Source organism: Flavobacterium sp. JAS (assembly GCF_020991455.1).
In the GTDB taxonomy this organism is placed as follows: Bacteria; Bacteroidota; Bacteroidia; order Flavobacteriales; family Flavobacteriaceae; genus Flavobacterium.
This window is the reverse complement of the sequence record NZ_JAJMOX010000001.1, coordinates 46796-71419: the sequence shown is the minus strand read 5'-3', so window position 1 is coordinate 71419 and position 24624 is coordinate 46796. Positions and strand designations below refer to the sequence as shown.

The window sequence follows — 24624 nt, the reverse complement described above, 5'->3', positions numbered from 1 at the left end:
TGTAGAAGTTATGATTATCTTTGCACCCACAATTGAGCGGATATGGTGAAATTGGTAGACATGCCAGACTTAGGATCTGGTGCCGCAAGGCGTGTAGGTTCGAGTCCTATTATCCGCACTGAAAAAAGCTTCTGAGAAATCAGAAGCTTTTTTGTTTTTAGTGCATTTCTTATTTTTTGCCTCCAAAAAGCTTTTCTCTGATTTATAAAATTCTTTCTATATTTGATTTCGGGAAACACATCTAAACATACCCATCTGATTTCAAATAAATTAACTTTTTTTTCAAGAGGATCTAAACAAACTAGACATGTCTTTAAAAAATTCAAATCTTTAAAAACTTTATATGGACAATGAAGATTATAATAATAAAAAGAAAATCGTAGGCATCTTTGCATGGGTCGCAGCAACACTAATAACTTTATTTTCTATTTATGTTTTTTTCATAATGGCAAAAAGAGGATATGATACTCAAATTTGGCTGCCAATTGCTCAAAAACATTTTGCCGCAGCTATTGGACTTCCAATGGCGGCAATAGTGTCTCTATTTATTGTTTTGGTCCTTGAATATGTATCCGGAAAAATTGAACTTGAAATCTTAGGGCTTAAATTTAAAGGAGCTGCGGGTCAAATTATATTTTGGATTTTTTGCTTTTTATCAATTGTATTATCCATAAAATTATTGTGGGAGTTAGAAGCATAATTCAATCTAAGAATCAAACACAACAAATAATCTCCCATAGGACGGATTAAAATCCATCCCTACAATATGATCCGTTCCTTTGGAACTCTTTACAAAATCAAAATTCGGCTAAAGCCATTCCTTTCAAAACATAAAAAAACCTCCAGCTAAAGCAGGAGGCTATTCATAATTATGCTCGTTTAATTAAATGAAGTAAACCCTTCTAGTCTGTCATTTCGAGCGAAGGGAGAAATCCTCGCGAGAAGCTCGACAAAGATTGGAATCTCGTTGCGGAGTTACTTGCTAGAATTTCTCCCTTCGCTCGAAATGACAAACTGTTCGCAAAAAAACCTTTGTCAAAGTTTAAAACTTTGACAAAGGTCTCTCGTATTTAAATGAACTTATATTTCTTATATGGTTTAAAATTTTAGCCGTTTAATAATTCTAAAATCTTATCGACATCAATGTCGCTGTAATCATTGATATAAAAACTACATGGCGGAAGTTGTTCTTTTGTATGTGTACTCAAAACGCCAACAACTTTCATTCCTGCATTTAGTCCCGCTGTAATTCCCGAGAAAGAATCTTCGAAAACCACACAATCGGACGGAGAAACTCCAACACGTTTTGCCGATTCCAAATATACTTCGGGATTTGGTTTATGAAACGTTACGTCTTCGCTTGACATCATAGAATCCATTTTGTCAGCGATATTTAAGGCGCTTATAATCAAATCAAGATTCGCGCGCGGTGCCGAAGTTGCAACAGCAGTTTTAAAACCTCGGGATTTCAATTCGCTTAAAAACTCCAAATAATATGGAATCGTATCGACTTTGTCTTTATAAATCTCCCGAAACAAAGCTTCTTTTTCGTCTTCTAGCTTTATAAGTTCTTCTCCCGCAATTGGGCGCTTGAAGAAATGCGTCATAATATAACTATTATGTTTTCCGTACATATGGTCTTCAAACTCTTCGTTTGTATAAGGAACTTGATATTTATCGAAAAATGCCTCGAAAGCCTTTACATGATGCGGATTCGTGTGAGAAATCACGCCATCCATATCAAAAATAACACATTGCTGCTTCATTCTATATTTTGTTTTAACGATTGCAAGATACTTCAATAAAGCGTTATTCCACAGAGATTCACAAAGGTTTTTCGCGGAGATTTGCAAAAATTTTTCTCTCGCAGATTTAGCAGATTTGGCAGATTCATTTAAGCAATAATTATCTGCAGAATCCGCTAAATCTGCGAGAAACCAAAATCATTTTAATCAAGGGCTTTAAATAAAAAATACCAGACCAAATCAGCTTATCCAAATCTTCTTTTTAAACAAATTTGCCGTCTGTTTTAAATGTTGATTTACACCAATTAAAACCACTAAAACCAACAGCGAATATGCCACAACGGTATAAATTTCCATATCAGAAAGCAAAGTCGATTGTTTTGCAACGGAGCTAAAAACTTTTTTTAAAGCCAAGGCATTTGAATCGTCAAGCGAATATCCTTTTGCTGCGAAACTCTGCGCCGTTTTAGCGATTGTTTCCTGCGCTTGCGGATTATCACCTGTTACGAATTGACTCAGTTTTAGAAAGTGTTTTTTGTTCAAAAATACCTGCGCATTCTGCATGATACAAAAACCAATTGTACTCCCCCAGAAACGTCCCGAAACGCCAACAATTCCGGAGGAAGTCATCATTTTTCCTGGAACCGCCGTAACGGTAAATAAAACCAAAGGCACAAATAAAACACCAACCGCAATTCCTTGCAAAATATACGGAATCAAGATATCAGACAATGAAACATCGGACACAAAAAGAAACGTAAACCAAAAATGATAAACTGCCAAAAGCGCGAAACCTATCATAAAAATATATTTGGTCGCCATGGATTTCATCAGGAAAATTGCAGCCAGAATCAGCCCGATTACATTTCCGAGTCCGTTTATGTATTGAACTCCGGCGACACGCGATGGGTCCCAATTCCAGATTGTAAACATCGCGGCATGACACAAACTTAAAGTTGCTCTTGAGATATAGAAAATAAAAAATAGCAGAAATCCAATTCTTAGATTTGCATAGCGTAAAACATTAAAATCAAAGCTTGGTCGTTTTACCAGTAATTGTCTGAAAATAAATAATCCGCCTGTAATGAAACATATTATTAAAGAAAGAATCAATTGCGAAGATTCGAACCAATATTTTCTTTCGGCATAAACAAAAAAGTAAGCTCCGGTTATAATCGAGGTTAAAACCAAAACATAACTCAAATAATCGATTTGATACAACGGTATTTTCTTCGTGATTCTATGACTGTTAAAGGTTATTAGAATCAAAAAGACATTGATTACCTGAAGCATTCCCGAAACGTACAGCATGTATTTCCAATCGTAATGATCCAGAAACCAAACTGCAATGTTCATGATAAAAGGCGTCGCTAATAAAAGTGAGCCATAATAGAATGAGAATCCAATAATAATGGCGTTTTTAGAATTAAAACGTTCTACTAGTAATTGTCTCAGAATCATTACCGGCAAAGCCATTAAGATTCCTTCGAGGATTCTTAACATAATAAAAACTGCAAAATTGGTCACATATCCCGAAGCAATTATCGTTACGGCAATCAAAACATAGAGCGCCATTAAATATGTTTTTGCAGGGAAATAATTCGAAAACCTACTTTCTATCAAGATTGTCGCCAGCAAAGTTCCATAGGTTACGCACATTGCAAACTGCAAATCTTCGGCTTCGATATCTAGAAAACTAGCCGCATAAGTAACATTCGAACTGTAAACGCCCAACAAAATCATCGAATGCAGTAAACACACAAACAAGATAATGATGATCGCCCAATTGGGAACCCAGGATTTAAAAATACTTTTATCTTCCATTTTATTGGTGTTCGGCAATAACGGTGATATTCATTCCGGCTCTTAAAAAGTCAGCTTGTTTGTCCATTTCTTTTAATTGAATTCTAACGGGAATTCTTTGTTCGATTTTTACAAAGTTTCCTGTTGCATTATCCGGAGGCAATAACGAAAATCGTGCGCCACTTGCAGGCGATAATGACGTTACGATTCCTGTAAATTCTTTATCGCTCAAAGCATCGGCCTGAATGCGAACTTCCTGGCCAACGGTTAAATATTGCAATTGTGTTTCTTTAAAGTTGGCCGTAATCCATTTTTCTTTACTTACGATAGAGAGCAGCGATTGTCCCTCTTTTACCATTTGTCCCGGTTGTAAAGTTCTTTTTCCAACCCAACCGTCATAAGGCGCGGTAATTATAGTGTACGAAAGAAACAATGCCGCATTATCGGCAACAGCTTGTTTCGACGCAATATTGGTTTGCATTGTAGGAACATTTGCCTGCGCCTGAGACGTACTTAAATTTGAAGATTGAATTCGATCTCGCATTTCCTGAAAATGCGCTTGCGCCGATTCGTAATCTGCTTTTACTTTTTCTAATTGTTGCGATGTTGCCGCTTCATCTTTTACCAAAGCTTTGTATCGATCGTATTCTAATTTTGTTTTCCAAAGATTGGTTTTGGCCACCGCCAATTGCGATTCTCCAATTACTGTTGTACTTGCTGTTGTTGCTACATTTCTTTCGGCTACAACACTGCTTTGTTTCGCACTTTGAACATCGGCAAGAGCCACATTCAATTTTGACTTGTATTCTCGATTATCAATCACAACCAAAGTATCTCCTTTATGCACAAACTGATTTTCTTCAAAACGAACTTCCTGCACATAACCCGTAATTCGGGACATAATTGGCGTTACGTATTGTTCCACCTGAGCGTCATTTGTTTCTTCGTGGTTTCTGCTAAACACATAAAACCAAATTCCCAAAGTGATTCCGCTTGCCACTAATACGCAAGCTATAATTGTTATGATGATATGAAACGATCTGTTTGCTCTAGTTTCATTTTTAATCTTTACCATAAATTCTATTTCTTATTTTCTATTGTCTTTCTTCTAACTCTTGCCTCTAACTTCTTTCTTCTAACATCTAAAATCTAAATCTCACCAGGCATTATCCCCGCGGTGTGCAGCAACTCATAATGTTTTAGAATCGCGTCCAATCGAGTAGAAATCTTATTGTATTTTGCCTGTAACAAAGCATTATCAGCATCGACCATTTCAGTTATTAAAACCAATTGGTTAAGGTATTTTAATTTTACGATTCGGTAATTTTCATTGGCCAAATCCAAAGCCTTATCTACAACTACAAATTTTTCAAGGATTTCCTGATATTGTGTATGTTCTTTAAACAGCTTGTCCTGAATTTCATCTTTTGTAATTTCAGATTGCATTTTCTGCCATTCGATTTGTGTCGTAGCTTGTTGTACTTTTACCTTATTTTTATACAAAGCCGAAATATCAAAATGCGCTTCAATACCTATTTGCCCTAAAGTATACAAGTACGGATTTGGAGGGAAAAATTTGTAGTTTGGATAATAAAAACCATAATTCCCAAAGAAGTTTACCGTTGGCAGATAATTTGCTTTCGCCAATTTCAGTTCTGTTTTTTTGATATTTAATTCCTGGCTTGCTATTCGCATTTCTTCATTCTGAAAAGCTTTGTTTAGATAAAAATCATATGGATCAAGACTATTCATTTCATCGATATTAGCCGTAGTATCAATCGCCATTTCTTCGTTTTCCGGAAGCTGAATCAAAGTCTTCAAATCGTGCAATGCGATTTTAATATTTTTAGAATTCGTCAATGAGTTTAATTCACGGTCTGAAAGTTGTAATTCGGCTCTGATAACTTCGTTTTTGGTAACGGTTCCGTGTTTTTGAAGTGACTGAACTTCTTTCAATCGGCTTTTTTCTTCTTTGATATTTTCTTCAAAAATCTTTTGAAGTTCCATCATTTTATAAATCGCCAGATAATTAGCCACCACTTCGAGCTCGATATCATTCTCGGTCTTTTCGGTTTTTATTTTGGCAATTTCATTTTCCTGATTGGCAATTTTAATGGCGTTATTGATCTTGTTTCCAGCATAAATTGGCATTTTAAGAGTGGAATTTACCTGATAAATCTCCGGAATTGCCTTTGTCACTTCTTTACCATTTAGGAAACCGTTTCCTTTGAATTCCGTAATATTGGTAATTCTGGAGTATTCGCCGTTTAACTCGATTTCCGGCAAACGGAGTTCTTTTCTTTCTTTGATGTTTTGCTCAGAAAGTGTAATCTCTAATTGAGATCTAAGGATTTTTTTGTTGTTTTCTTTAGCCAGTTTCACCGCTTCGTTCAAAGAAACCGAATGAATTTCCTGTGCTTGTAAACTATTAAATGTCAATACAATTAAAAATAGCAACACAATTTTGAGAAAACAATCTTCTGTAGAATTTGTTATTTTAAGGAACATGAATGTATAAATATTTTGATACTGCAAAGTTCCTGCATTTTTTTTGTGACTGATAATTCTAAAAAGTCAATAACATATTCATTTCGGACAAATGTTAAAATTGTATTTTCCAAAAACGTTATATTAAAATACCGATAAACAAAACATTAAAAAACAATCACTTAAAAAAGTTTTCTCGCAGATTTTGCAGATTCGGCAGATTTTTTTTATTTAAAGTTAATTATCTGCTTGATCTGCAAAATTTTCGAGAGAAATAATTTTTCATTTTATGCACATTAAAAAAATCAAAACATGATTATACAGATAATTAAAAAATCTGCGTGTATCCGCTAAATCAGTATAATCTGTGGGCAAATATTTTTTACTTTTTTCTCAAAACATCTTCTCCATTTAAGTAATCGGAAGGACGTTGACCGAGGATTTTGAAGAATGTATTACTAAATGTCGGCACACTACTATAACCTACCTCCTGCGCCACTTCTTTGACCGAAAGTTTTCTGTCAAGCAGAAGTTCGATTGCTTTTAGAATTCTACGAATAGTATAATATTGAATAAATGACATTCCGAGATCTTTCTGAAATAAGCGATACAAAGAGCGTTCGCTATAACCAAATTCATGCGCAACTTCTGAAAACAAAATTGTTTCTCCAAGATTATTTTCAACATGACGTAAGATTTTACTCAAACGCACATCTTTTGGCTGTGGCAATTCTAAAGGTAAATTACTCAGACATATTTGCGGAAGAATCGCTTTAATCGCTTTTGCAATCACAAAGTTTGGAGAACCTTTCTTTAAATCGCCATTCCATTGATTGGTGAAAAGCATCATTTGAAGCAGTAAATTATTCACGGGATAAATACCTTCGTTTTGATAAAAAGCATCTTCGTCTTTTTCTACCGGAAAATACAGATTTCGCATCATTACATTCTCAGACTTGGGATGGATACTGTGTTCAACTCCGGCCGGAAGCCATATCAAATGTCGAGCAGGTAAAAAATAAGTTTTGGTTTCAGTAGTCACAAAAACAACATCGCCTTCAGCATACAGTAATTGTGCTTTATCATGTTTGTGTGTGGTAACAAACAATTCTCCCATTAAATCATGATGACAATAAATACTCTTTTTATCAGCATCAACTTTTTTAATGTAATACTTCTCAATTTTATTATTGAATTGTTCCTCCATTTAAGTAATAATGATATATAAATATAAGGAAATTTAAATTTCAAATAAAAAAATTCCAAATTCCAATAAGATATATAACACTATTGGAATTTGGAATTTAAAAAGATTGGGATTTATTTGTACACTGTTCAAAATAAAAAAGCCTTTCCGTTAAGAAAGGCTTCTTCCAATATTGCGGTCTGGACGGGACTCGAACCCGCGACCCCATGCGTGACAGGCATGTATTCTAACCAACTGAACTACCAAACCAACTGCGTTATTGTGAGTGCAAAAATACAACAGAAGTTGGATTCTGCAAGGGTTTTTGCGAATAAAAATTGAAATATTTTTAACGAACTGATTTTAAATAAATTCCAAACCTAAATCCCGACGCTTCGGGACCAAATTCCAGATATAAAAAGCTAAAAAGTCGAATTTAACCGCAAAGTTCGCAAAGTTTGTATGCATAATTAGTTCTAAAAACGCAAAGTTCACAAAGCTGTGTATTGAACCAACTTTGTGAACTTTGTATTTTCTCAACCTAATATAAAGTAAAATCTTTGTGACCTTTTCGGTTAAAAAATATAAGTAAAAACAAAAAGTCCGCAAAGCTTAAAAAAAACTTTGCGAACTTTGCGTAAATCTTAGCGCTCTTTGCGGTTAAATCAAAAGTGTCCTAAATCAAAAAAGCCATCCACAAAAGTGGAAAGCTTTTCATTGGTCTAACTACTAAACCAGCTACGAGTTACAAAGTCGTAGCAAACAACACAACTAATCTTAGATACCGTTTTTGGGCAAAAAAGCCTTTCTTAACAGAAAGGCTTTTCCCAATATTGCGGTCTGGACGGGACTCGAACCCGCGACCCCATGCGTGACAGGCATGTATTCTAACCAACTGAACTACCAAACCTCTGCGTTATTGCGGTTGCAAAGATAGTACAGAATTTCGTTTCTGCAAGTGTTTTGCTAAAAAAAATTAAATATATTTTTAATTTATTAGCCAAAGTTTTGTTTTTCAACTAAATATGTAGTCAATATTTTTTCAAAATTATCACCAACATTCACCGGAACATACTTAATTTGGTTCTTTGCACAAGTCAAAGACAGTTTTTTAAAGTATTCCTCTGCCCTTTTTTCATATTCTACTTTTACATTGTCGGCAAAAATCGATACTTCTTCTCCAGATTCTAAGTCAATAAACTTTCGCGGTGCATTATCAAAATCAAATTTAAGCTCGGTTTTATCATCTACAACATGAAACAAAACTACTTTATGTTTGTTGTGCTTTAAGTGTTGCAAAGCATTAAACAGCTTTTCATCATCTTCTGACTGAAACATATCGGTAAACAAAATAATCATCGAACGACGATGCATTTTCTCTGCTATTTGATGCAAATAGGTAATCGTATCTGTGCTCTTCTTAACTTTTGGCTGCTGTAATAATTCTTCGAGCTTGTTCAAAAGCATTCTATGATGGCGATCGCTTCCTTTCTCCGGAGCATAATATTCATAACTGTCTGAGAAAACACTTAACCCCACGGCATCGCGCTGTTTCTTTAAGATATTCATTAAAACTGCCGATGCCAGAACCGCAAAACCAATCTTCTTTTCATAAAAAGGCTGATTCGATTTTAGTTCAGGATAATGCATTGAAGACGAATTATCGACAATAAGATGGCAGCGTAAATTAGTTTCTTCCTCAAAACGTTTGGTGTACAAACGATCTGTTTTGGCAAATAATTTCCAGTCGATATGTTTGGTACTTTCTCCGGCATTATAGACTTTATGCTCGGCAAATTCGGCAGAAAATCCATGAAACGGACTTTTGTGCATTCCGGATATAAAACCTTCTACAACCTGATTTGCCAGCATTTCGAGATGCTGAAAACTGGAGACCTTCTCTATTTCCGTTTCAATTTTCATTCGGTTTCTTTTTTAATATTTTGTGCCCGATATAAAGCATCTGTTGCCTGAAATAATTTTCGTTTTAATATCGGACTAAAATTAGGGTTTTCTTTTAAGAATCGCTGTACTTCATCAAAAGCATATTTCGATGAATATTTTCCAACGGTATTACTAAGCCAATCCTTCGGAAAGAAAATATCTCCCGTACGCTGAATTTCATCTACCAAATCTAATGAAAATCTAATATACTTTTGAGCACTTTCCTGACGTAATGGATGATGAAAATTTGCCAGTCCCACAGAAACCCAAGCTTCTTTTTCCCGGTTTTTATCGTCTTTTAAAGATTCCATAAAAGCATTACGAACAGATTCGTCTTTTGATAAAGATGGAAGCAAGAATTCAAATCGCTTTTGTTTGTCAGGATTTGTGATTGTCGTTCTGGTTTTATTTAGAATTTCATCTGCTTTTTCATGTTTGAAAATTGCAAGATTCATGGCGATATTAGTATAATCGTCTTCGTTTAATTTCAAACCCGAAATTGTGATTTCTTTATTCCAAATCTGATATAATTTGGCTTTCGCCGAATCTGAATACGCGATTGAACTAAATAAATTGAATAATGTCTTTTTGATATTACTTGGTAAATCAACTTGTAAACGTGCATACAAAACATCCGAAAGTTGCTTTTGTGCTTCATTTTGTTGTTTTTCAGTCAGGAATTTCCAAAAAACAGCACTGGTTTGATTTGTAATTATTTTTAAAACTAATTCGTTTTGTTCGGTCTGAATTCCTTTTGTAAAACAATCAAAAGCTTTATCCGGAGAAACATTTCCAATCAACATATTTTCATAAAGATTGCTGTAAGCCGATGCCCTTGCAACCTCATCTTTCAAACTCGAAATAGAATTTAAATTATTCCCGTCAAGCGGAAAAACTCCATATCCAAAACCATTATAATTGTAAATGATATTTAAAGGCTTCTCAAGTCCAATTGCTTCTTTTAAAGAAAGACTTCTATCTTTAATAGTAACATCAATAACCTTTACATTATCCGAATAAACCAAACCAATCTGAAAAACCTGAGGCCAGATATTATCTGATTTACCCTCTGCCTCCTGCCAAATTTCAAACGATGAAATTCGGTTTTGAGCATCGTATTTTATCTGATCATTAAAAATCGCTCTTCCATATTTATTTACCCAAACCGAGCTCCATTTTTGAATGTCGAGCGGCGTTTCGGCATCGAGAATTTCTACCAGATTATTCCAATCAGCATTATTGTTGGCGTATTTTTTAATGTATTTTTCAATTCCTTTCTGAAAAGCTTCCTTTCCCATCGAAGCTTCTAATTGACGCATCATAATGGGCGCTTTGTTGTAAATAATACTTCCGTAAAGCGAACCTGCATCTTTCAAATTGGCTAAATTTTGCTTTATGGGATGTGTGCCCAACGAACGATCTTCCGCGTAAGCGTTTGCATAATGTGCCGCAAAAAACTGTAAATTGTGATTAATTTTCGGGAAAATTGGATTCATGATTTTGTCTGCCATAAAATTCGCAAACACTTCTTTCATCCACACATCATCAAACCATTTCATAGTCACTAAATCGCCAAACCACATGTGCGAAGTTTCATGTGCAATTAATTTCGCACGATCAAGTTTCTCACTATCTGTGGCACTGTTATCCAGAAACAAGCTCGATTCTTTATACTGAATTGCGCCAACATGTTCCATTCCGCCATATTGAAAAACGGGAATTGAAGCAAAATCCAACTTCTGAAAAGGAAAAGGATAATTGGTATATTTTTCTAAAAAGTCCAACGATTGTTGGTGTAACTTGAAGATTGTATCTGTACTTACTTGTATCTTCTCCGGATTGTTTTCTCGATACAACATCGTCATTTCGAGATTTCCTGGTTTCTCTGTTATGCTTTTAAATTTTCCGGCAACAAACGAGAACAAATACGTACTCATTTTATCCGATTCTTTAAAAGTATAGGCTATAAAATCACCTTTTTCTACTTTCTCTTTCACATCGGCACCAGCCAAAACAGACCAATCTTTTGGAACTGTCAAACTCAATTTATAAGTTGCTTTGATATCCGGCTGATCAAAACACGGAAACAGAGTACTCGCACGATCAGGAACTAATAAAGTATATAAGAAATCGTCATTTCTATTTAAAGATAAATTACCTGCTATAAAAGCAATTGTAATTGTATTATCGCCCAAAACTAAAGCTGATGGAGCAATTACAATATGTCCTTTTTCAGGAACAATTGCGATGCTTTTTCCGTTACTTTCTATTGCTTTTATGTTTTGAGTTTTCTCTTTAAAATCTAAATATAGAGGCTCGCTCAAATCAGATATTGTCAAATTCAAATTAAGATTCGAATTAATATCTTGTTGTTTCTCTGTCGGAATTTCAAACGAAAGCCCATAAGTTACATTAGAGATTTGATGTTTTCGAAAACGCGCCAATTGTTCTGAAACACCGTTATCTAAAACCAAATTTTCTTTTTGTTTAGCTTGAGAGAAAACAGTTGTAATGAGGACAAAAAAACAAAGAAAGCTGTAGAAAATTTTCATTTTTAAAGGAATGTTAGATCTGTAAAAATAAAAAAAGTTTGCCACGAATTTCACGAATTTTCGCTAATTAAAAGAGTATGACTTTTAGCCACTCTCAATAGCTATCGGGATAAAATGTTTTTTTAATCTGTGAGAATCATCTAATCTGTGGCAAACTTTTTAAGCAGCATCAAAATAAATAATTCGAAAAAATTTGTGCAATTAGTGGCAAAAAAAAATAAACCAAATAAAAAAGGTTTGACTTTCGCCAAACCTTCTTTATATAAATTATAATCTTACGACTACAACAAAGCATCTAAACTATCTGCGTAGGTTTGTTTAGGAGCAACTCCTACTTGTTTTCCTACTACTTCACCGTTATGAAAAACCAAAACGGTTGGTATGTTACGCACACCATATTTTGCAGCAAATTCTTGGTTTGCATCAACATCAACTTTACCAACAACAACTTTACCTGCGTATTCGTTGCTTAGTTCGTCAATGATTGGACCAACCATTCTACAAGGACCGCACCATGCTGCCCAAAAATCTACCATTACTGGTTTATCTGATTTCAAAACTACTTCATCAAAAGTAGCATCTGTTATTGCTAATGCCATAATTTCTTATCTTTTTAAAATTATCGTCTGAATTGTTATGCTTCAAACTAGAGTACAAATTTAAAAATTAAATACAAATGAAACACCATTCCCAAATTAGTTTTCATTATAAATGTATTGTCAATAATTATATTAACACGAAAAGTATTGTTTATAAGTTTTAACCTACAACCCCCTGAATTTCATCTTTTTATAAAATTGTCAGTATTTTACCTTATCTTTAATGATTCCGAAAACTCGTCCAGATGAAAGCAATTTTACAACCACTAAAAAACTTTTTACAATCGGTTCGTTTTAAGAAATATGCCAAACGTTTTGGCTTTTTTATTTTAGGCCTTATTGCTTTACTGCTTCTTGCCTGCGGTGGATTATCAATTTATTTCAACCAGAATAAACCCGAAATTATTGCGAAAGTTAACACCAAAATCAACGAGAACATAAACGGAAAATTTCATATTGGTGATTTTCATTATAAGTTTCTAACCGGTTTTCCCAACTTTACATTGGCTTTAAGAGATGTCGAAATCAAAGACAATCAATGGCAAACACACAAACATACGTTGCTCAACGCAAAAGAAATCGAAGTTCGATTGAACGTTTGGAGTTTATTGCAACACGATATCAAAATCCATAAAATTCTCATTAACGACGCTAATATTTATGTTTATAAAGCCGAAAATGGCTATTCGAACGCAAACATCTTTAAACCCAAAAAGAAAAAAGATCCCAAAAATAAATCAGAAACCGAAACTACCGTTGACCAAATCGAACTCAGCGATGTTCACTTTATTCTGGACAATCGTTTGGGACATAAATTATTTGATTTTGATATAGCCGACTTAACTTCAAAAGTAGAATATGACGGTGATGATTGGCAAACCGATGTTTTTCTGGACACACAAATCGCCAGTTTAGCTTTTAATACCGTACATGGAAGTTTTGCAAAACAAAAAGAACTCAAAGGTACTTTTGCAGTTTCTTATGATTCCGAAAAACAAAAAATTGATGTTGTAACCAAAGGCCTCAAAATTGGAACAGACGCTTTTGATATTACCGCTTATTTTAATTTAGCCAAAGGAAATGCCCTTTTCGGAATCAATATCGGGACTACTATTTTATGGCAAAACGCCTCCAACTTATTATCGGCAAACATTAGCTCTAAGCTTAACCGATTTAATTTAAAAAAAGAAATCGACGTCAATTGCGATATCAAAGGCGATTTTAATGCCGAAGGCGATCCCAGAATTGTAGTTCAGGCTGTGATAAAAAATAACGAACTCAGTATTCCGGACGGATTACTTACCGATTGTAGTTTTAAAGGCATTTTTACCAATAATTTTAAACCAAAAGAAGGTTTTAACGACGCTAATTCGGCTATTATTTTAAACCATTTTGTGTGTAATTATAAAAACATACCACTTAAGATTCCGCAATTGTCGATCAATAATCTCGAAAAACCATTGGCAACAGGTTATGTAAGTTCAGATTTTGATGTTACAAAACTAAATGAAGCAAGCAACGACAAATGGATTCAGTTTACTGAAGGTCACGCCAAAGCAAACCTTAAATTTCAGTTTGATATCGTCGATTTGTTTATCACCAAACCACGTTTTATAGGTGGTGTAAATGTTCAGAATGTGTCTTTTCATTTTATTCCGAAAAACATTCACGCCGAAAAAATTAACGTTCAGCTCGACTTTACCGAAAAGGCTTTGTTGATTAAAAAAATCACGTACAAACACAATAAAAACGCCTTTACTATTGAAGGCAAAATTGATAATTTTCTCAATTTGTATTATGATGCCCCAGAGAAAATGGTTGTAAACTGGGATATTTACTGCCCAAATATCGACCTGAAACAATTTCTGGGCGTTTTGGCGAATTCGCAAAAAAACAAAGAAACGCCTAAAAAAAACACAATGTCGCATCAATTGCGCAATGCCATCGAAAAATGCATCGTAGATATCAATTTCAAAGCCGACAAAATCAATTACAATAAACTAACCGCAACCAATACCAAGGCCGAAATCCAGATGATCGATTCCAAGCTTATTATCAAAAACGGTTCTCTGCAAACTTCTGGCGGAAGCATTACTTTTAGTACCATAGTTGCGCCAAATGGCAACAACTTCAATTTTAGTTCGAATGCACATGTAAATCGGGTAGATATTGCAAGTTTTTTAAGATCATTTAACAACTTCGGAATCAAGTCTTTTTCTCCAAGCAACATTAAAGGAAAACTCAGCAGCACTGCCAATGTAAGCGGATTAATTAATAGTAAAGGCGAATTGATTACAAATTCCATGCACGGAAAACTTGTTTTTAATGTCAATCAGGGCGCTTTGCTCAACTTTGAACCTATCGTAAAGATTGGAAAATTTGCATTTCCGTTTCGCGATGTCAAGAACATTACTTTTAGTGATTTGTCCGGAAACCTCAACATGCGCGGTGAACAAGTCGATGTTAACAATCTAACTATTAGTTCAAGCGTCCTTAACTTCGACGCCAACGGGATTTACTCTTTCGGACGAGGCACCAATCTTGCCCTCACAATCCCACTCCGAAACTCCAAAAACGACGCCAAACTAGCCTCCAAAGCCGAACGTGACGCCGTTCGCGACCGCGGAATTGTTCTGCATTTGATTGCTTTGGATGATGAAGGAAAAATGAAAATTAAATGGGGGAAGAAGGAAAAAGGAAAATAATTATAACACATATTTCCACACATCTTGTCAATTCAAACTGCGATGAATGGATTAACACAAAAAGTAACCACAATTTTGTCATTTCGACGCAAGGAGAAATCCTCGCAAGAAACTCTACAAAAATTTGCTTTTTTTTGGGATTTGGAATTTAAAATATTGGGATTTAATTTTAAGGAGCTATTTCCTGCTGTCCACTATATCTTTTATGGCTCCCGATAGCTATCGGGACCGCCACAAAAGGATGCCGTTCCCATCAGGGCTAGGGCTTTTGGTTTCATAAGAACTTTCAAAAATATTAATTAATGCCAGTCAGAAATGATTGGCGTTTTTTATAGAAATAAGCCAAAACTAATGGTTAATATCACGTTGAAAACTAAAATTTAATGAGGTCAATTGTAAGCGAGTAAATTATCGTCTAAAGGCTAAACTTGAATTAATTGTGTTTTAGAATAAAATAACAAAAATCCGTTATCAAGAAATGAAATATTTAGCAGAAATAATTTTCGGAAAAGACCCAGTAAAGAAATTTCATAATAATGAACCTTTAAATGATTTTGAAAAAATCATCAACTTAAAAAAATACAATTTTGAATCTCGAGCAGAAAGAAATGCATTTTATAAAGGAATTGGTGAAGCAATGGGTTGGCTTGAATTTGAAGTAATCAAGGAATTCGAAGAGAAAATAACTCAAGAAAAAGAAGATGACGATAAATTTGATTATTGGTCATTCATTGAGAAATATTATCCAAATTATTACCATTGTGACACTGTTTTACTAAGCGATATACTAACTAGAAAACTTGTGGGTGAAGAAATTTGCGAAAGTGATAAAGAGTACATTAAAGATTGGAATATCAGGAACAGGTTATTTGAAGTAGACAAAGAACTACTTTGCAAAGCATTTGAAAATTACTTTAATATTATGTATCCTGAAAATCTTAACTCTTAAAAAATTAATAAGAATAGTTAATATGATTATATTTCACTAATATTAAACTTCGTTATCAAATTAGTACTTATAAATCATTTATCGCATTATTAAAAATGTCTAAAATCATAAATGTTACTTGTGCGATTATCTTAAAGGAGAAAAAAATTCTCGTTGCGCAAAGAAATGAAAAAATGAAATTACCTTTAAAATGGGAATTTCCTGGCGGCAAATTAGAAATTAATGAAAGTGAAATAGATTGTATCAAAAGAGAAATCAAAGAAGAAATAAATATCAATATTGAAGTCTTGCAAAAATTATCAAATAACATTCATGATTACGGTACTTTCAAAATCAATTTAATTCCTTTCCTAGTTCAATATATTTCAGGCGAAATTAAATTAGCAGAGCATAAAGATTACAGATTACTAAAAAGATCTGAATTATTAAATCTTGATTGGGCAGAAGCAGATCTACCAATCGTTGAAGAATTTTTAAAACTTGAAATATGAACCAAGGATTATATGAAGAATTAGTTACCAAGCTAATAAACTACAAAATAAACGAATTAGATAAAGATACATTTCAAATAAAAAAGACTTCAATAGACAAAGCCGAAGCATCTCAATTATTATCACAACATATTGGCAAAGTCATCAAATATGCATTAGAAAATTTACCTAAACAAAAAGAAATTGACTTAATCGATAATCAAATAAAAATTTCGAATAAAATAATTCAACTATTAAGAGATGAATTAAAAAACGAAGAGTTTGAAGGTGATTTAATTGAAACAGAAGGAAAAATATTGAATGCTGTATTTACAAAAGTCGATGCTCATTTTAAAGACTTAGATCTACATTTAAAAGAAATTACACCTTACACTAGACTAATTCATAGCGAGCTTTTTACTGGAGGAAATGCAGGAACAACTTTAGAAAGTGAATTACGAAAAGAGATTTTATCTTCAGATAAAATTGATTTATTAGTTTCGTTTATTAAATGGAAAGGTATTCGAATTCTTGAACGCGAATTAAGAGAATTTACAGAAAGAGGAGGAAAACTAAGAGTAATTACAACTACATATATTGGTGCTACAGATTCTAAAGCAGTTGAATTCTTGGCATCGTTAGAGAATACAGAAGTAAAGGTTTCATACAATACAGGAAATGAACGTTTACATGCAAAAGCTTATTTATTTCAAAGAAATACAGGTTTTCATACAGGTTATATTGGTTCTTCGAATTTTTCTCGCTCAGCTTTAACTGACGGACTAGAATGGAACCTAAAAGTTACAACTAAAGAAGTTGGACATATTATTGATAAATTTAAAAAAACATTCGAAGCGTATTGGCAAAATGCAGACTTTGAATTATACGATGAAAATATCCATTCTGAAAAACTAGTTGATGCTCTTAAACAAGGTAGATTTTCAAAAGAATACACTTTTACTACGGCTTATTTTGACATTAAACCTTTTCCTTATCAAAAGGAAATTTTTGAAAAACTAGAAGTTGAAAGAACAATTCATAATAGATATAGAAATCTTTTGGTAGCTGCTACTGGAACAGGAAAAACTGTAATATCTGCATTTGATTATAAAAATTTCAGAACTAATAATAAATCTTCTAAATTACTTTTTGTTGCACATAGAAAAGAAATTCTACAACAAGCAAAAGCAACTTTTCAGGGAGTTTTAAAAGATAATAACTTTGGGGATTTATGTGTTGATGGTATTGAGCCAAATTCTTATGAATATCTTTTTGTATCAGTACAAATTTTAAATAAGAGACTAAAAGATTTAAACCTTTCACCTGAATATTATGACTTTATTATTCTTGATGAAGCGCATCATGGATCAGCTTCAAGTTACAGACCTTTTCTAAATTATTTTAAACCTAAAATCTTATTAGGATTAACTGCAACTCCAGAAAGAATGGATAATGAAAATATCCTAGATGATTTCTGTAACCGTATTGCAGCGGAAATTCGACTTCCTGAAGCATTAAACAAAAAACTCTTAAGTCCTTTTCAATATTTTGGAATTACTGATAGCGTTGATTTAACAAATGTTAAATGGGAAAATGGTAAATATGTTGCAAGCGAATTGACAGCGTTATATACTAAAAATAACATCCGTGTTGGAGAGATAATTAACAGTCTTAATAAATATGTCACTGATATAAATGATATTCGTGCTATTGGTTTTTGTGTAAAAATTGAACATGCTGTTTTTATGGCCGAAAAGTTCAATTTAGCAGGATTAAAAGCAGCTTACTTAACAGCTGAAAATACTAACGAAAGGGACCAAATAAGAGAGAAATTCAAGAAAAAAGAACTCAATTATTTATTTGTAGTTGACATTTTCAATGAAGGTGTAGATATTCCTGAAATTGATACAGTTTTGTTTTTAAGACCAACAGAAAGTTTAACCGTTTTTCTTCAACAATTAGGTCGCGGCTTACGTTTGGCAGAAGGTAAAGATTGTTTGACTGTTTTAGATTTTGTTGGAAATTCAAGACCAGAATATGATTTCGAAAATAAGTTTAGAGCATTAATTGGTAAAACTACAACCTCAGTCCAAAAAGAAATTGAAGATGATTTCCCCCATTTACCATTAGGTTGTTCCATTGTTTTGGAGAAAAAAACAAAAGAAACAATTCTTGAAAACATTAGAAAAGCTACATCGCTAAATGTAAATCAATTGGTAACTAAAATCATAAATTTTCAGCATCAAACTAATTTGCCTTTAACTTTAAATAATTTTATTGAATTCTATCATATATCTATTGAAACAATTTACAAAAAAGATAGTTGGTCAAGATTACTTCAACGAGCAGGAATAATTGATGATTTTGAAAGTATAAATGAAAAACAAATTTATTCTGCAATAAGTAATAAATGGCTTTCTACAAACTCAACAAGTTATTTTAATTTCATTTTAACGATCGCAAAACAAGGTTTTAATATTAGAATTGATGATTTCGATGAAAACCAAAAAACCATGTTGTTAATGCTACATTATGATGTATGGCAAAATGCCGGGGGATTCGATTCTTTAGAGAAAAGTATAATTCAAATAGGAAAGAACAAGACTCTTGTTAATGAGATTATAGAAGTTTTAGAAATATTAATTGATAAAATTGGTTTTAAAGAAATTGATATCCAATTACCTTATGAACAACCTTTAAAATTACATGCTAGATATACAAGAGATCAAATATTAGCAGCTTTCCGTTTGAGTACATTTGATAAAAAATCATCTAATAGAGAAGGTGCAGCAGAAAATAAAAGTTTAAACACAGAAATACTCTTTATTAATTTGATTAAATCTGAAGAAAATTTTTCACCTACAACTATGTATGAGGATTACGCTATAAGTGAAACGTTATTTCATTGGCAATCTCACAATACTTATGGACCAGAAACTAGTAAAGGAGTTTCATACATAAAACATATTGAAAGCAATAAAAAAATATTGCTTTTTATTAGAGAAAAAGGAAAAGACGAAAATGGAAATACACTTGGATATGTATTTATTGGCGAAGGTATTTTTAAAGAAACTGAAGGTTCAAAACCTATGAATATAAAATGGGAGTTAAATGAACCAATGCCAAATTATCTTTGGAAAGAGTCTGCAAAAATGTCAATAGGCTAATTTTAAAAAACATGATAAAATATTCAATTTTAGAAATCCCAACCATACTTAATCCGCCTATAAAAATTATAGACGTTATTTACAATTGCCCTGTTTGTGATTATGAAATTGAAATAGATATGTTTGTAGATGATAATAGTTCTGTAAAATGTAATGTTTGCGATCACATAACAAAATTTAAAATTAAAAGAATCTAAATTCTTGTATTATTAAATCGCAAATGCAATAAGCCCTTAACGTTACAATTGTTGCGGGGCTTCGACTTCGCTCAGCCTGACAAAATTGTGCAGATTTCAACTTCAACGAAATGACAAAAATTGCGCATAAATCTTGTAATTATTTTCATAATGTTTTATTAACTCACTTGTCTTTTTGTCTTAAATAAGATAGCTTTGAGAAACAATCATTAAATATAAAGCCATATGAAAATTCAAATCAATACAGACAAGAACATCGAAGGACACGAAAGATTAGAAGCTTATTTTTCTGGAGAATTAGAAAAAGGCTTAACGCGTTTTGAGGAAAAAATAACCCGCATCGAAGTACATTTTGGAGATGAAAACGGAGAAAAATTCAGCTTACACGATAAAAAATGTGTGATCGAGGTTCGTACAGCAAAACTACAACCCATAACAGTTACAGAACACGCCGATACGCTCGAAAAGGCTTTTCAAGGTGCGCTGGCTAAAGCAAAAAAATCACTTACTACGACTTTCGAAAAAATGAAAGAGTATTAATTCAGATACAAACAAATGCAAAAATGGCATTATCTGATTAAGATAATGCCATTTTTTATTTTAGTAAAGCAGTCATTTCTTCCCACTCTAATATTTTAACCGGATCGTTGAGTTTATTGGCAGCTTTGACCATCGATTGGGCAATATCCTTTGCTTCTATTCCTTTATACTTACTGAATTTCCCAATAAATAACGGATTAATAACTTTAAAAATCGAGATCAAAACTTTTTCGAGCGTTCGTTTTTCTTTTCTGTTTCCCAGAATCATCGAAGGTCTAAAGACATAGGTATGATCGAAACTCAAATTAATAATATCACGCTCGGTTTCGCCTTTCATTTTTACGTAAAAAACAGACGAATTCGCATTTGCTCCAATGGCAGAAACCAAGAAAACTGATTTTGCTCCGTTCTCTTTGGCTAATTGCGCTGCCAAAATGGGATAATCATGATCTATTTGATAGTATTGTTTTCTATCGGGTGTCTTCTTTTGTGTGGTTCCAAGTGCGATAAAAATTTCGTCAGTATAAATGCCTTTCACCACATTTGCCAAAGAATGAAAATCGCCTATTAAAGTCTTTAGTTTTGGATGCTGAATGTTTAGATCTTTCCTGACCACGATTATTATTTGCTCATAATTGATATCATTCAATAAACTTTCTAGAATATATGATCCTACAAGTCCGCTTGCTCCGTACACAATTGCTTTTTTCATACGATGGTTTGTTTGCTGTAAGTTGTAAAATTATTGAATTACTTTATAACTAATCCTTTACAATCGAATTATTTAAACCCGTTGGGTGTAATTGTTTTAACACATAGAAGCATAGATTCTGCGCACTCAAAAAAGGCATTTCACTTATTTAAAAGGCACAGAGTTCTGCTATGTTCAAGAAACTTGTTTCTTTTTATACTCTTTTTACAGATTCAAAATCTATGTTTCTATGTGTTAAATTAAATTTTAATAATCACACTCAATGAATTATTTAAATACATAGAAACCTTTTTCTTTCGCACAACAATGTACATTTAAACAGAACGATTAACATAATAATAACGCTTTTCAGGATTGTAAGAAGTAAATTTGCAATCCCAAAAAACGATCTTGATTCTCAATCGAAAACAAGCGCATTGCTTGGGATTATCTACAATATATTATTTAAAAAAACACTCATGAAAAAGCAACTACTCATATTACTAACGGCAATTTTGTTAAGTTTTGGCGTAAATGCACAAGTAAAATCTTCGGAAACAAATGTTCTTGTTTTGATCTATTCTCAAAACGGCGGAACTTATAAAATGGCAAAAGCTATTGCCGAAGGAATTCAGGAATATCCAAATACAAAAGCAACCATAAAAAGAGTTCCTTCGATTAATTCTAAAGAAAAACTAAACGCTGACGTAGAGAAATTACCAATTGCAACTATTGACGAATTGGCTAATTATGACGGAATCGCTTTTGGAAGTCCTGTTCATTTTGCGAATATTAGCGCCGATATGAATTACTTTTTCAGCCAAAGTATTCCGCTTTGGACATCGAGAACTTTAGAAGGAAAACCAGCAACTGTATTTATGTCTGCAGGATCCGGAGCAGGAAAAGAAGCTGCAATTTTATCTTTTTGGAATATTCTCGCTTCTCACGGAATGATTATCGTACCTACCGGAATTATGGGAACGGCGACGTTAGATAAAACTGTTCCTCAGGGAAATACTCCTTTTGGAGCGACTTCATTGGCTGGATCTGTTGGAACTCGTCCGTCGCAAAGCGAATTGAATTTGGCTAAAGAACAAGGAAAAGCTTTGGCAAGAGCAGCATCTGGATTGAGAAATACAGAGAATATAAAAGCTGTAAAAACAACTTCGGTTGAAACTAAAATCGATATCAACAAAACATTAAAAGACAATAATATTGTTCTTCCTGAAGCGCCAAAACCTGTTGGGAATTATGTTCCGTTTACGATTTCAGATCATAAAGTATATATTAATCAGGTGGCTTTGAAAGATGGAAAAATCCTAAATCCGGGTAAAGTTGGCGCGACAGTTACTGACGATCAAGCCAAAGAAGCAACATATCAAACAATGCTAAATGTTATTGCAGTTTTGAAAGAAGCCTGCGGAGGCGATTTGAACAAAGTAAAACAATGTGTGCAATTGACAGGATATTTTAATACTACTCCCGAATATACACAACATGCGGGAATTATGAATTCGGCTTCGAACTTGACGGCGTTGGTTTTTGGAGAAAAAGGAAAACATGCAAGAGCTACAATTGGTGCGGCTTCTTTACCAATAAATTCGGCTGTAGAGATTCAGGCGATTTTTGAAATTGAATAAAAGAAAAATTATAATTTTTTTTAACGGTTTAATCAAGAAAGTAATTAGAAAAATCCGTTTTTATCAGCGTTTTCGCTTTAGCGAATCAGTAAAAATCAGCGTCTAATTCTGACGCGGATAAAACAGATTTACTTCGTAAAAACGCGGATAAAACGGATTTTATTTGCAATAATTTTATTTTCTAAAAGCTTAACTTAATGACATTGGGATAGAAATGTCCGCCGCGGCGGAACGAATAGCCCGACAGCAATAAAAAAAGGGGCGACTATGCGATTGCAAAGTCAGTCCCTTTTTTTATTGGTGGCACGCCCAGATTATTTTTATGGACATTATTTTATGATTTTGGCAATGGTGCTCCAACGGCAATATCACAACGATGTCCTGCTTGTCCGTGTGGCGGATTCATTCCTTCGGCTGTTACAACTGGCTTTTCGGTACTTAATAAAGCCGGAACAGCGTTATTTGCTGGTGGTGGTGTAACTGTAAATGTTTGCGAAGTGCTTCCACTTTGTGCTGTATTAGCTGCAGGTTGTTTGGCCGCAACCGGAGAATTTAAAGGTGCTCCAACCGGAATATCACATCTGTGTCCAGGCTGTCCGTGGGCAGGATTCATTCCTTTGGCTACTTTTACCGGCGCCGCAGTTGTTGTAGTAACTACATTTTGCTGACTTGGTTTTACCTGAACGGTTTGCGTAGGCTGTGCTGTAGCTTGTCCTTGTTGTGCTGGTGCCGAATTTAATGGCGCTCCAACTGCAATGTCGCAACGATGTCCGGGTTGTCCGTGTGCAGGATTTAATCCTTTCGTTTCTCCCAGTACCGTATTCGGGTTTGTAGCAACCGGAGTTTGAACTACTGATTGTGTTTTAGCAGTGTCTTTTGCCAATCCCAATTTAACTAACTCAGAGGTTGGTGTACTTTCTTGTGGTTCTAATTCTTTCTTGCAAGAAGTAAAAACCAAGGAAGTTACAAATATTGAGGTGATAAGTATTTTTGGATTCATGATGTCTATTTTTAAAGCTATCAAATATACTAAATCCTATTGTATCATATAAGTGATATAAGAAAATTTAAGATTTTGTGGAGATTTCGATTTTATACTTGCGTCGAAAATTTCGCGCTAAGGCGCTAAGGCGCTAAGTTTTAAAATTTAGAAAAAAAAACGTTACGACTTTGCGAGATTAAATTAACCCAACAAAAAAACTCTGCACCTTTGAACCTATGAACCTTTGCACCTTTAAAAGAATATTTCCTAACTTTAAACCAAACTATAACTTATCATGAAAAAATCAATTTTACTATTATTGTTCGTTGCCTCTTTTGCAAATGCACAAACTTCTGAAAAAGACAAAGTCAATCAAACCATCGATTCATGGCACAAAGCGGCTGCCGATGTGAAATTTGACGCTTATTTTAATTTAATGGCCGATGATGCAATTTTCATTGGAACGGATGCTACTGAAAACTGGATTAAAAAAGACTTTAGCGTTTGGGCAAAACCGTATTTTGACAAAGGAACTACATGGAATTTTACGGCGCTTGAACGTCATATCTTTTTTGATAAAACCGGAAAAATTGCCTGGTTTGATGAATTGCTAAATACTCAAATGAAAATTTGCCGCGGTTCTGGTGTTTTGGTTAAAGTGGGGAAAGAATGGAAAATTCAACATTATGTTTTATCGATGACAATCCCGAATGATGATATTAATGCAGTGATTAAAGTAAAAGCACCAATCGAAGATGTTTTGATTGAGAAGCTAAAGAAAAAATAAACATTTTTGAGCTTTCTTATTATAATCCTAACTTTTCTAGCACTTTAGAAGATCTGATATCAATTTAATTATAATATAATTGACAATATTACCCATTATTTGGAAGTTCAAAATAAGATTGTCTCAAAAAAACGGTTCGAATTTTACAATATTAACTAAAATAAAAACAACACCTCTATT

18 protein-coding genes and 3 tRNA genes are annotated in these 24624 nt (G+C 33.6%); 9 read left to right on the top strand and 12 right to left on the bottom strand.

The window, feature by feature from the left end; translation table 11 throughout:
• The first annotated feature begins 36 nt into the window (after nt 1-36).
• Nucleotides 37-118 (top strand) — tRNA-Leu (locus LPB88_RS00300).
• 225 nt (nt 119-343) lie between these two features.
• A complete protein-coding gene (locus LPB88_RS00295; RefSeq protein ID WP_230711813.1) occupies nt 344-700 on the top strand; it encodes a hypothetical protein in 357 nt (118 codons plus the stop codon).
• Nucleotides 701-1106: 406 nt separating this feature from the next.
• Here the strand turns inward: LPB88_RS00295 and LPB88_RS00290 are convergent, their stop codons facing one another.
• The 10 genes from LPB88_RS00290 to trxA form a co-directional block, all read right to left on the bottom strand.
• Nucleotides 1107-1766 (bottom strand): HAD family phosphatase, encoded by a 660-nt coding sequence (locus LPB88_RS00290; protein ID WP_230711811.1) that lies wholly within the window; start codon nt 1764-1766, stop codon nt 1107-1109.
• Between the two features lie 219 nt (nt 1767-1985).
• Nucleotides 1986-3569, bottom strand: a complete 1584-nt coding sequence (locus LPB88_RS00285; protein WP_230711809.1) for an MFS transporter — start codon at nt 3567-3569, stop codon at nt 1986-1988.
• Nucleotide 3570: 1 nt separating this feature from the next.
• Nucleotides 3571-4623: an HlyD family secretion protein gene (locus LPB88_RS00280; protein ID WP_230711807.1), complete on the bottom strand. Its 1053-nt coding sequence runs from the start codon at nt 4621-4623 to the stop codon at nt 3571-3573.
• Nucleotides 4624-4697: 74 nt separating this feature from the next.
• On the bottom strand, nt 4698-6008 hold the full coding sequence (locus tag LPB88_RS00275) for a TolC family protein (RefSeq protein ID WP_230711805.1): 1311 nt from the start codon (nt 6006-6008) through the stop codon (nt 4698-4700).
• Nucleotides 6009-6417: 409 nt separating this feature from the next.
• On the bottom strand, nt 6418-7242 hold the full coding sequence (locus LPB88_RS00270; protein WP_230711803.1) for an AraC family transcriptional regulator: 825 nt from the start codon (nt 7240-7242) through the stop codon (nt 6418-6420).
• Nucleotides 7243-7417: 175 nt separating this feature from the next.
• Nucleotides 7418-7491, bottom strand: a tRNA-Asp gene (locus LPB88_RS00265).
• 566 nt (nt 7492-8057) lie between these two features.
• A tRNA-Asp gene (locus tag LPB88_RS00260) sits at nt 8058-8131 on the bottom strand.
• Between the two features lie 86 nt (nt 8132-8217).
• A complete protein-coding gene (locus tag LPB88_RS00255; RefSeq protein ID WP_230711801.1) occupies nt 8218-9144 on the bottom strand; it encodes a DUF58 domain-containing protein in 927 nt (308 codons plus the stop codon).
• Entirely contained in the window at nt 9141-11717 is a 2577-nt protein-coding gene (locus tag LPB88_RS00250; protein ID WP_230711799.1) for a M1 family aminopeptidase, read from the bottom strand. Before LPB88_RS00250 ends, LPB88_RS00255 begins: the two co-directional genes overlap by 4 nt.
• 281 nt (nt 11718-11998) lie before the next feature.
• A complete protein-coding gene (gene trxA / locus LPB88_RS00245; RefSeq protein ID WP_035621938.1) occupies nt 11999-12316 on the bottom strand; it encodes a thioredoxin in 318 nt (105 codons plus the stop codon).
• Between the two features lie 245 nt (nt 12317-12561).
• On the opposite strand from trxA, the gene LPB88_RS00240 reads away from it, so the two are divergent.
• The 5 genes from LPB88_RS00240 (at nt 12562) to LPB88_RS00220 (ending at nt 20344) form a co-directional block, all read left to right on the top strand.
• On the top strand, nt 12562-15021 hold the full coding sequence (locus tag LPB88_RS00240; protein WP_230711797.1) for an AsmA-like C-terminal region-containing protein: 2460 nt from the start codon (nt 12562-12564) through the stop codon (nt 15019-15021).
• A 478-nt stretch (nt 15022-15499) separates the two neighbouring features.
• On the top strand, nt 15500-15970 hold the full coding sequence (locus LPB88_RS00235) for a hypothetical protein (RefSeq protein WP_230711796.1): 471 nt from the start codon (nt 15500-15502) through the stop codon (nt 15968-15970).
• Between the two features lie 95 nt (nt 15971-16065).
• Nucleotides 16066-16461, top strand: coding sequence for a (deoxy)nucleoside triphosphate pyrophosphohydrolase (locus LPB88_RS00230; RefSeq protein WP_255673667.1), 396 nt, complete (start codon nt 16066-16068; stop codon nt 16459-16461).
• A complete protein-coding gene (locus LPB88_RS00225; protein WP_230711795.1) occupies nt 16458-19607 on the top strand; it encodes a DEAD/DEAH box helicase in 3150 nt (1049 codons plus the stop codon). Before LPB88_RS00230 ends, LPB88_RS00225 begins: the two co-directional genes overlap by 4 nt.
• 422 nt (nt 19608-20029) lie before the next feature.
• On the top strand, nt 20030-20344 hold the full coding sequence (locus LPB88_RS00220; RefSeq protein WP_089349964.1) for an HPF/RaiA family ribosome-associated protein: 315 nt from the start codon (nt 20030-20032) through the stop codon (nt 20342-20344).
• Between the two features lie 55 nt (nt 20345-20399).
• Here LPB88_RS00220 and LPB88_RS00215 read toward each other — a convergent pair whose 3' ends face one another.
• Nucleotides 20400-21056: an NAD(P)H-binding protein gene (locus tag LPB88_RS00215; RefSeq protein WP_230711793.1), complete on the bottom strand. Its 657-nt coding sequence runs from the start codon at nt 21054-21056 to the stop codon at nt 20400-20402.
• Nucleotides 21057-21514: 458 nt separating this feature from the next.
• Between LPB88_RS00215 and wrbA the strand changes: the two genes are divergently transcribed.
• On the top strand, nt 21515-22675 hold the full coding sequence (gene wrbA, locus LPB88_RS00210; RefSeq protein WP_230711792.1) for an NAD(P)H:quinone oxidoreductase: 1161 nt from the start codon (nt 21515-21517) through the stop codon (nt 22673-22675).
• 334 nt (nt 22676-23009) lie between these two features.
• On the opposite strand, the gene LPB88_RS00205 is transcribed toward wrbA, so the two are convergent.
• A complete protein-coding gene (locus tag LPB88_RS00205; RefSeq protein ID WP_230711791.1) occupies nt 23010-23675 on the bottom strand; it encodes a hypothetical protein in 666 nt (221 codons plus the stop codon).
• Nucleotides 23676-23952: 277 nt separating this feature from the next.
• Between LPB88_RS00205 and LPB88_RS00200 the strand changes: the two genes are divergently transcribed.
• Nucleotides 23953-24444 carry a nuclear transport factor 2 family protein gene (locus tag LPB88_RS00200; protein WP_230711789.1) on the top strand — a complete coding sequence of 164 codons (492 nt, stop codon included), beginning with the start codon at nt 23953-23955 and terminating at the stop codon, nt 24442-24444.
• Nucleotides 24445-24624: the final 180 nt, after the last annotated feature.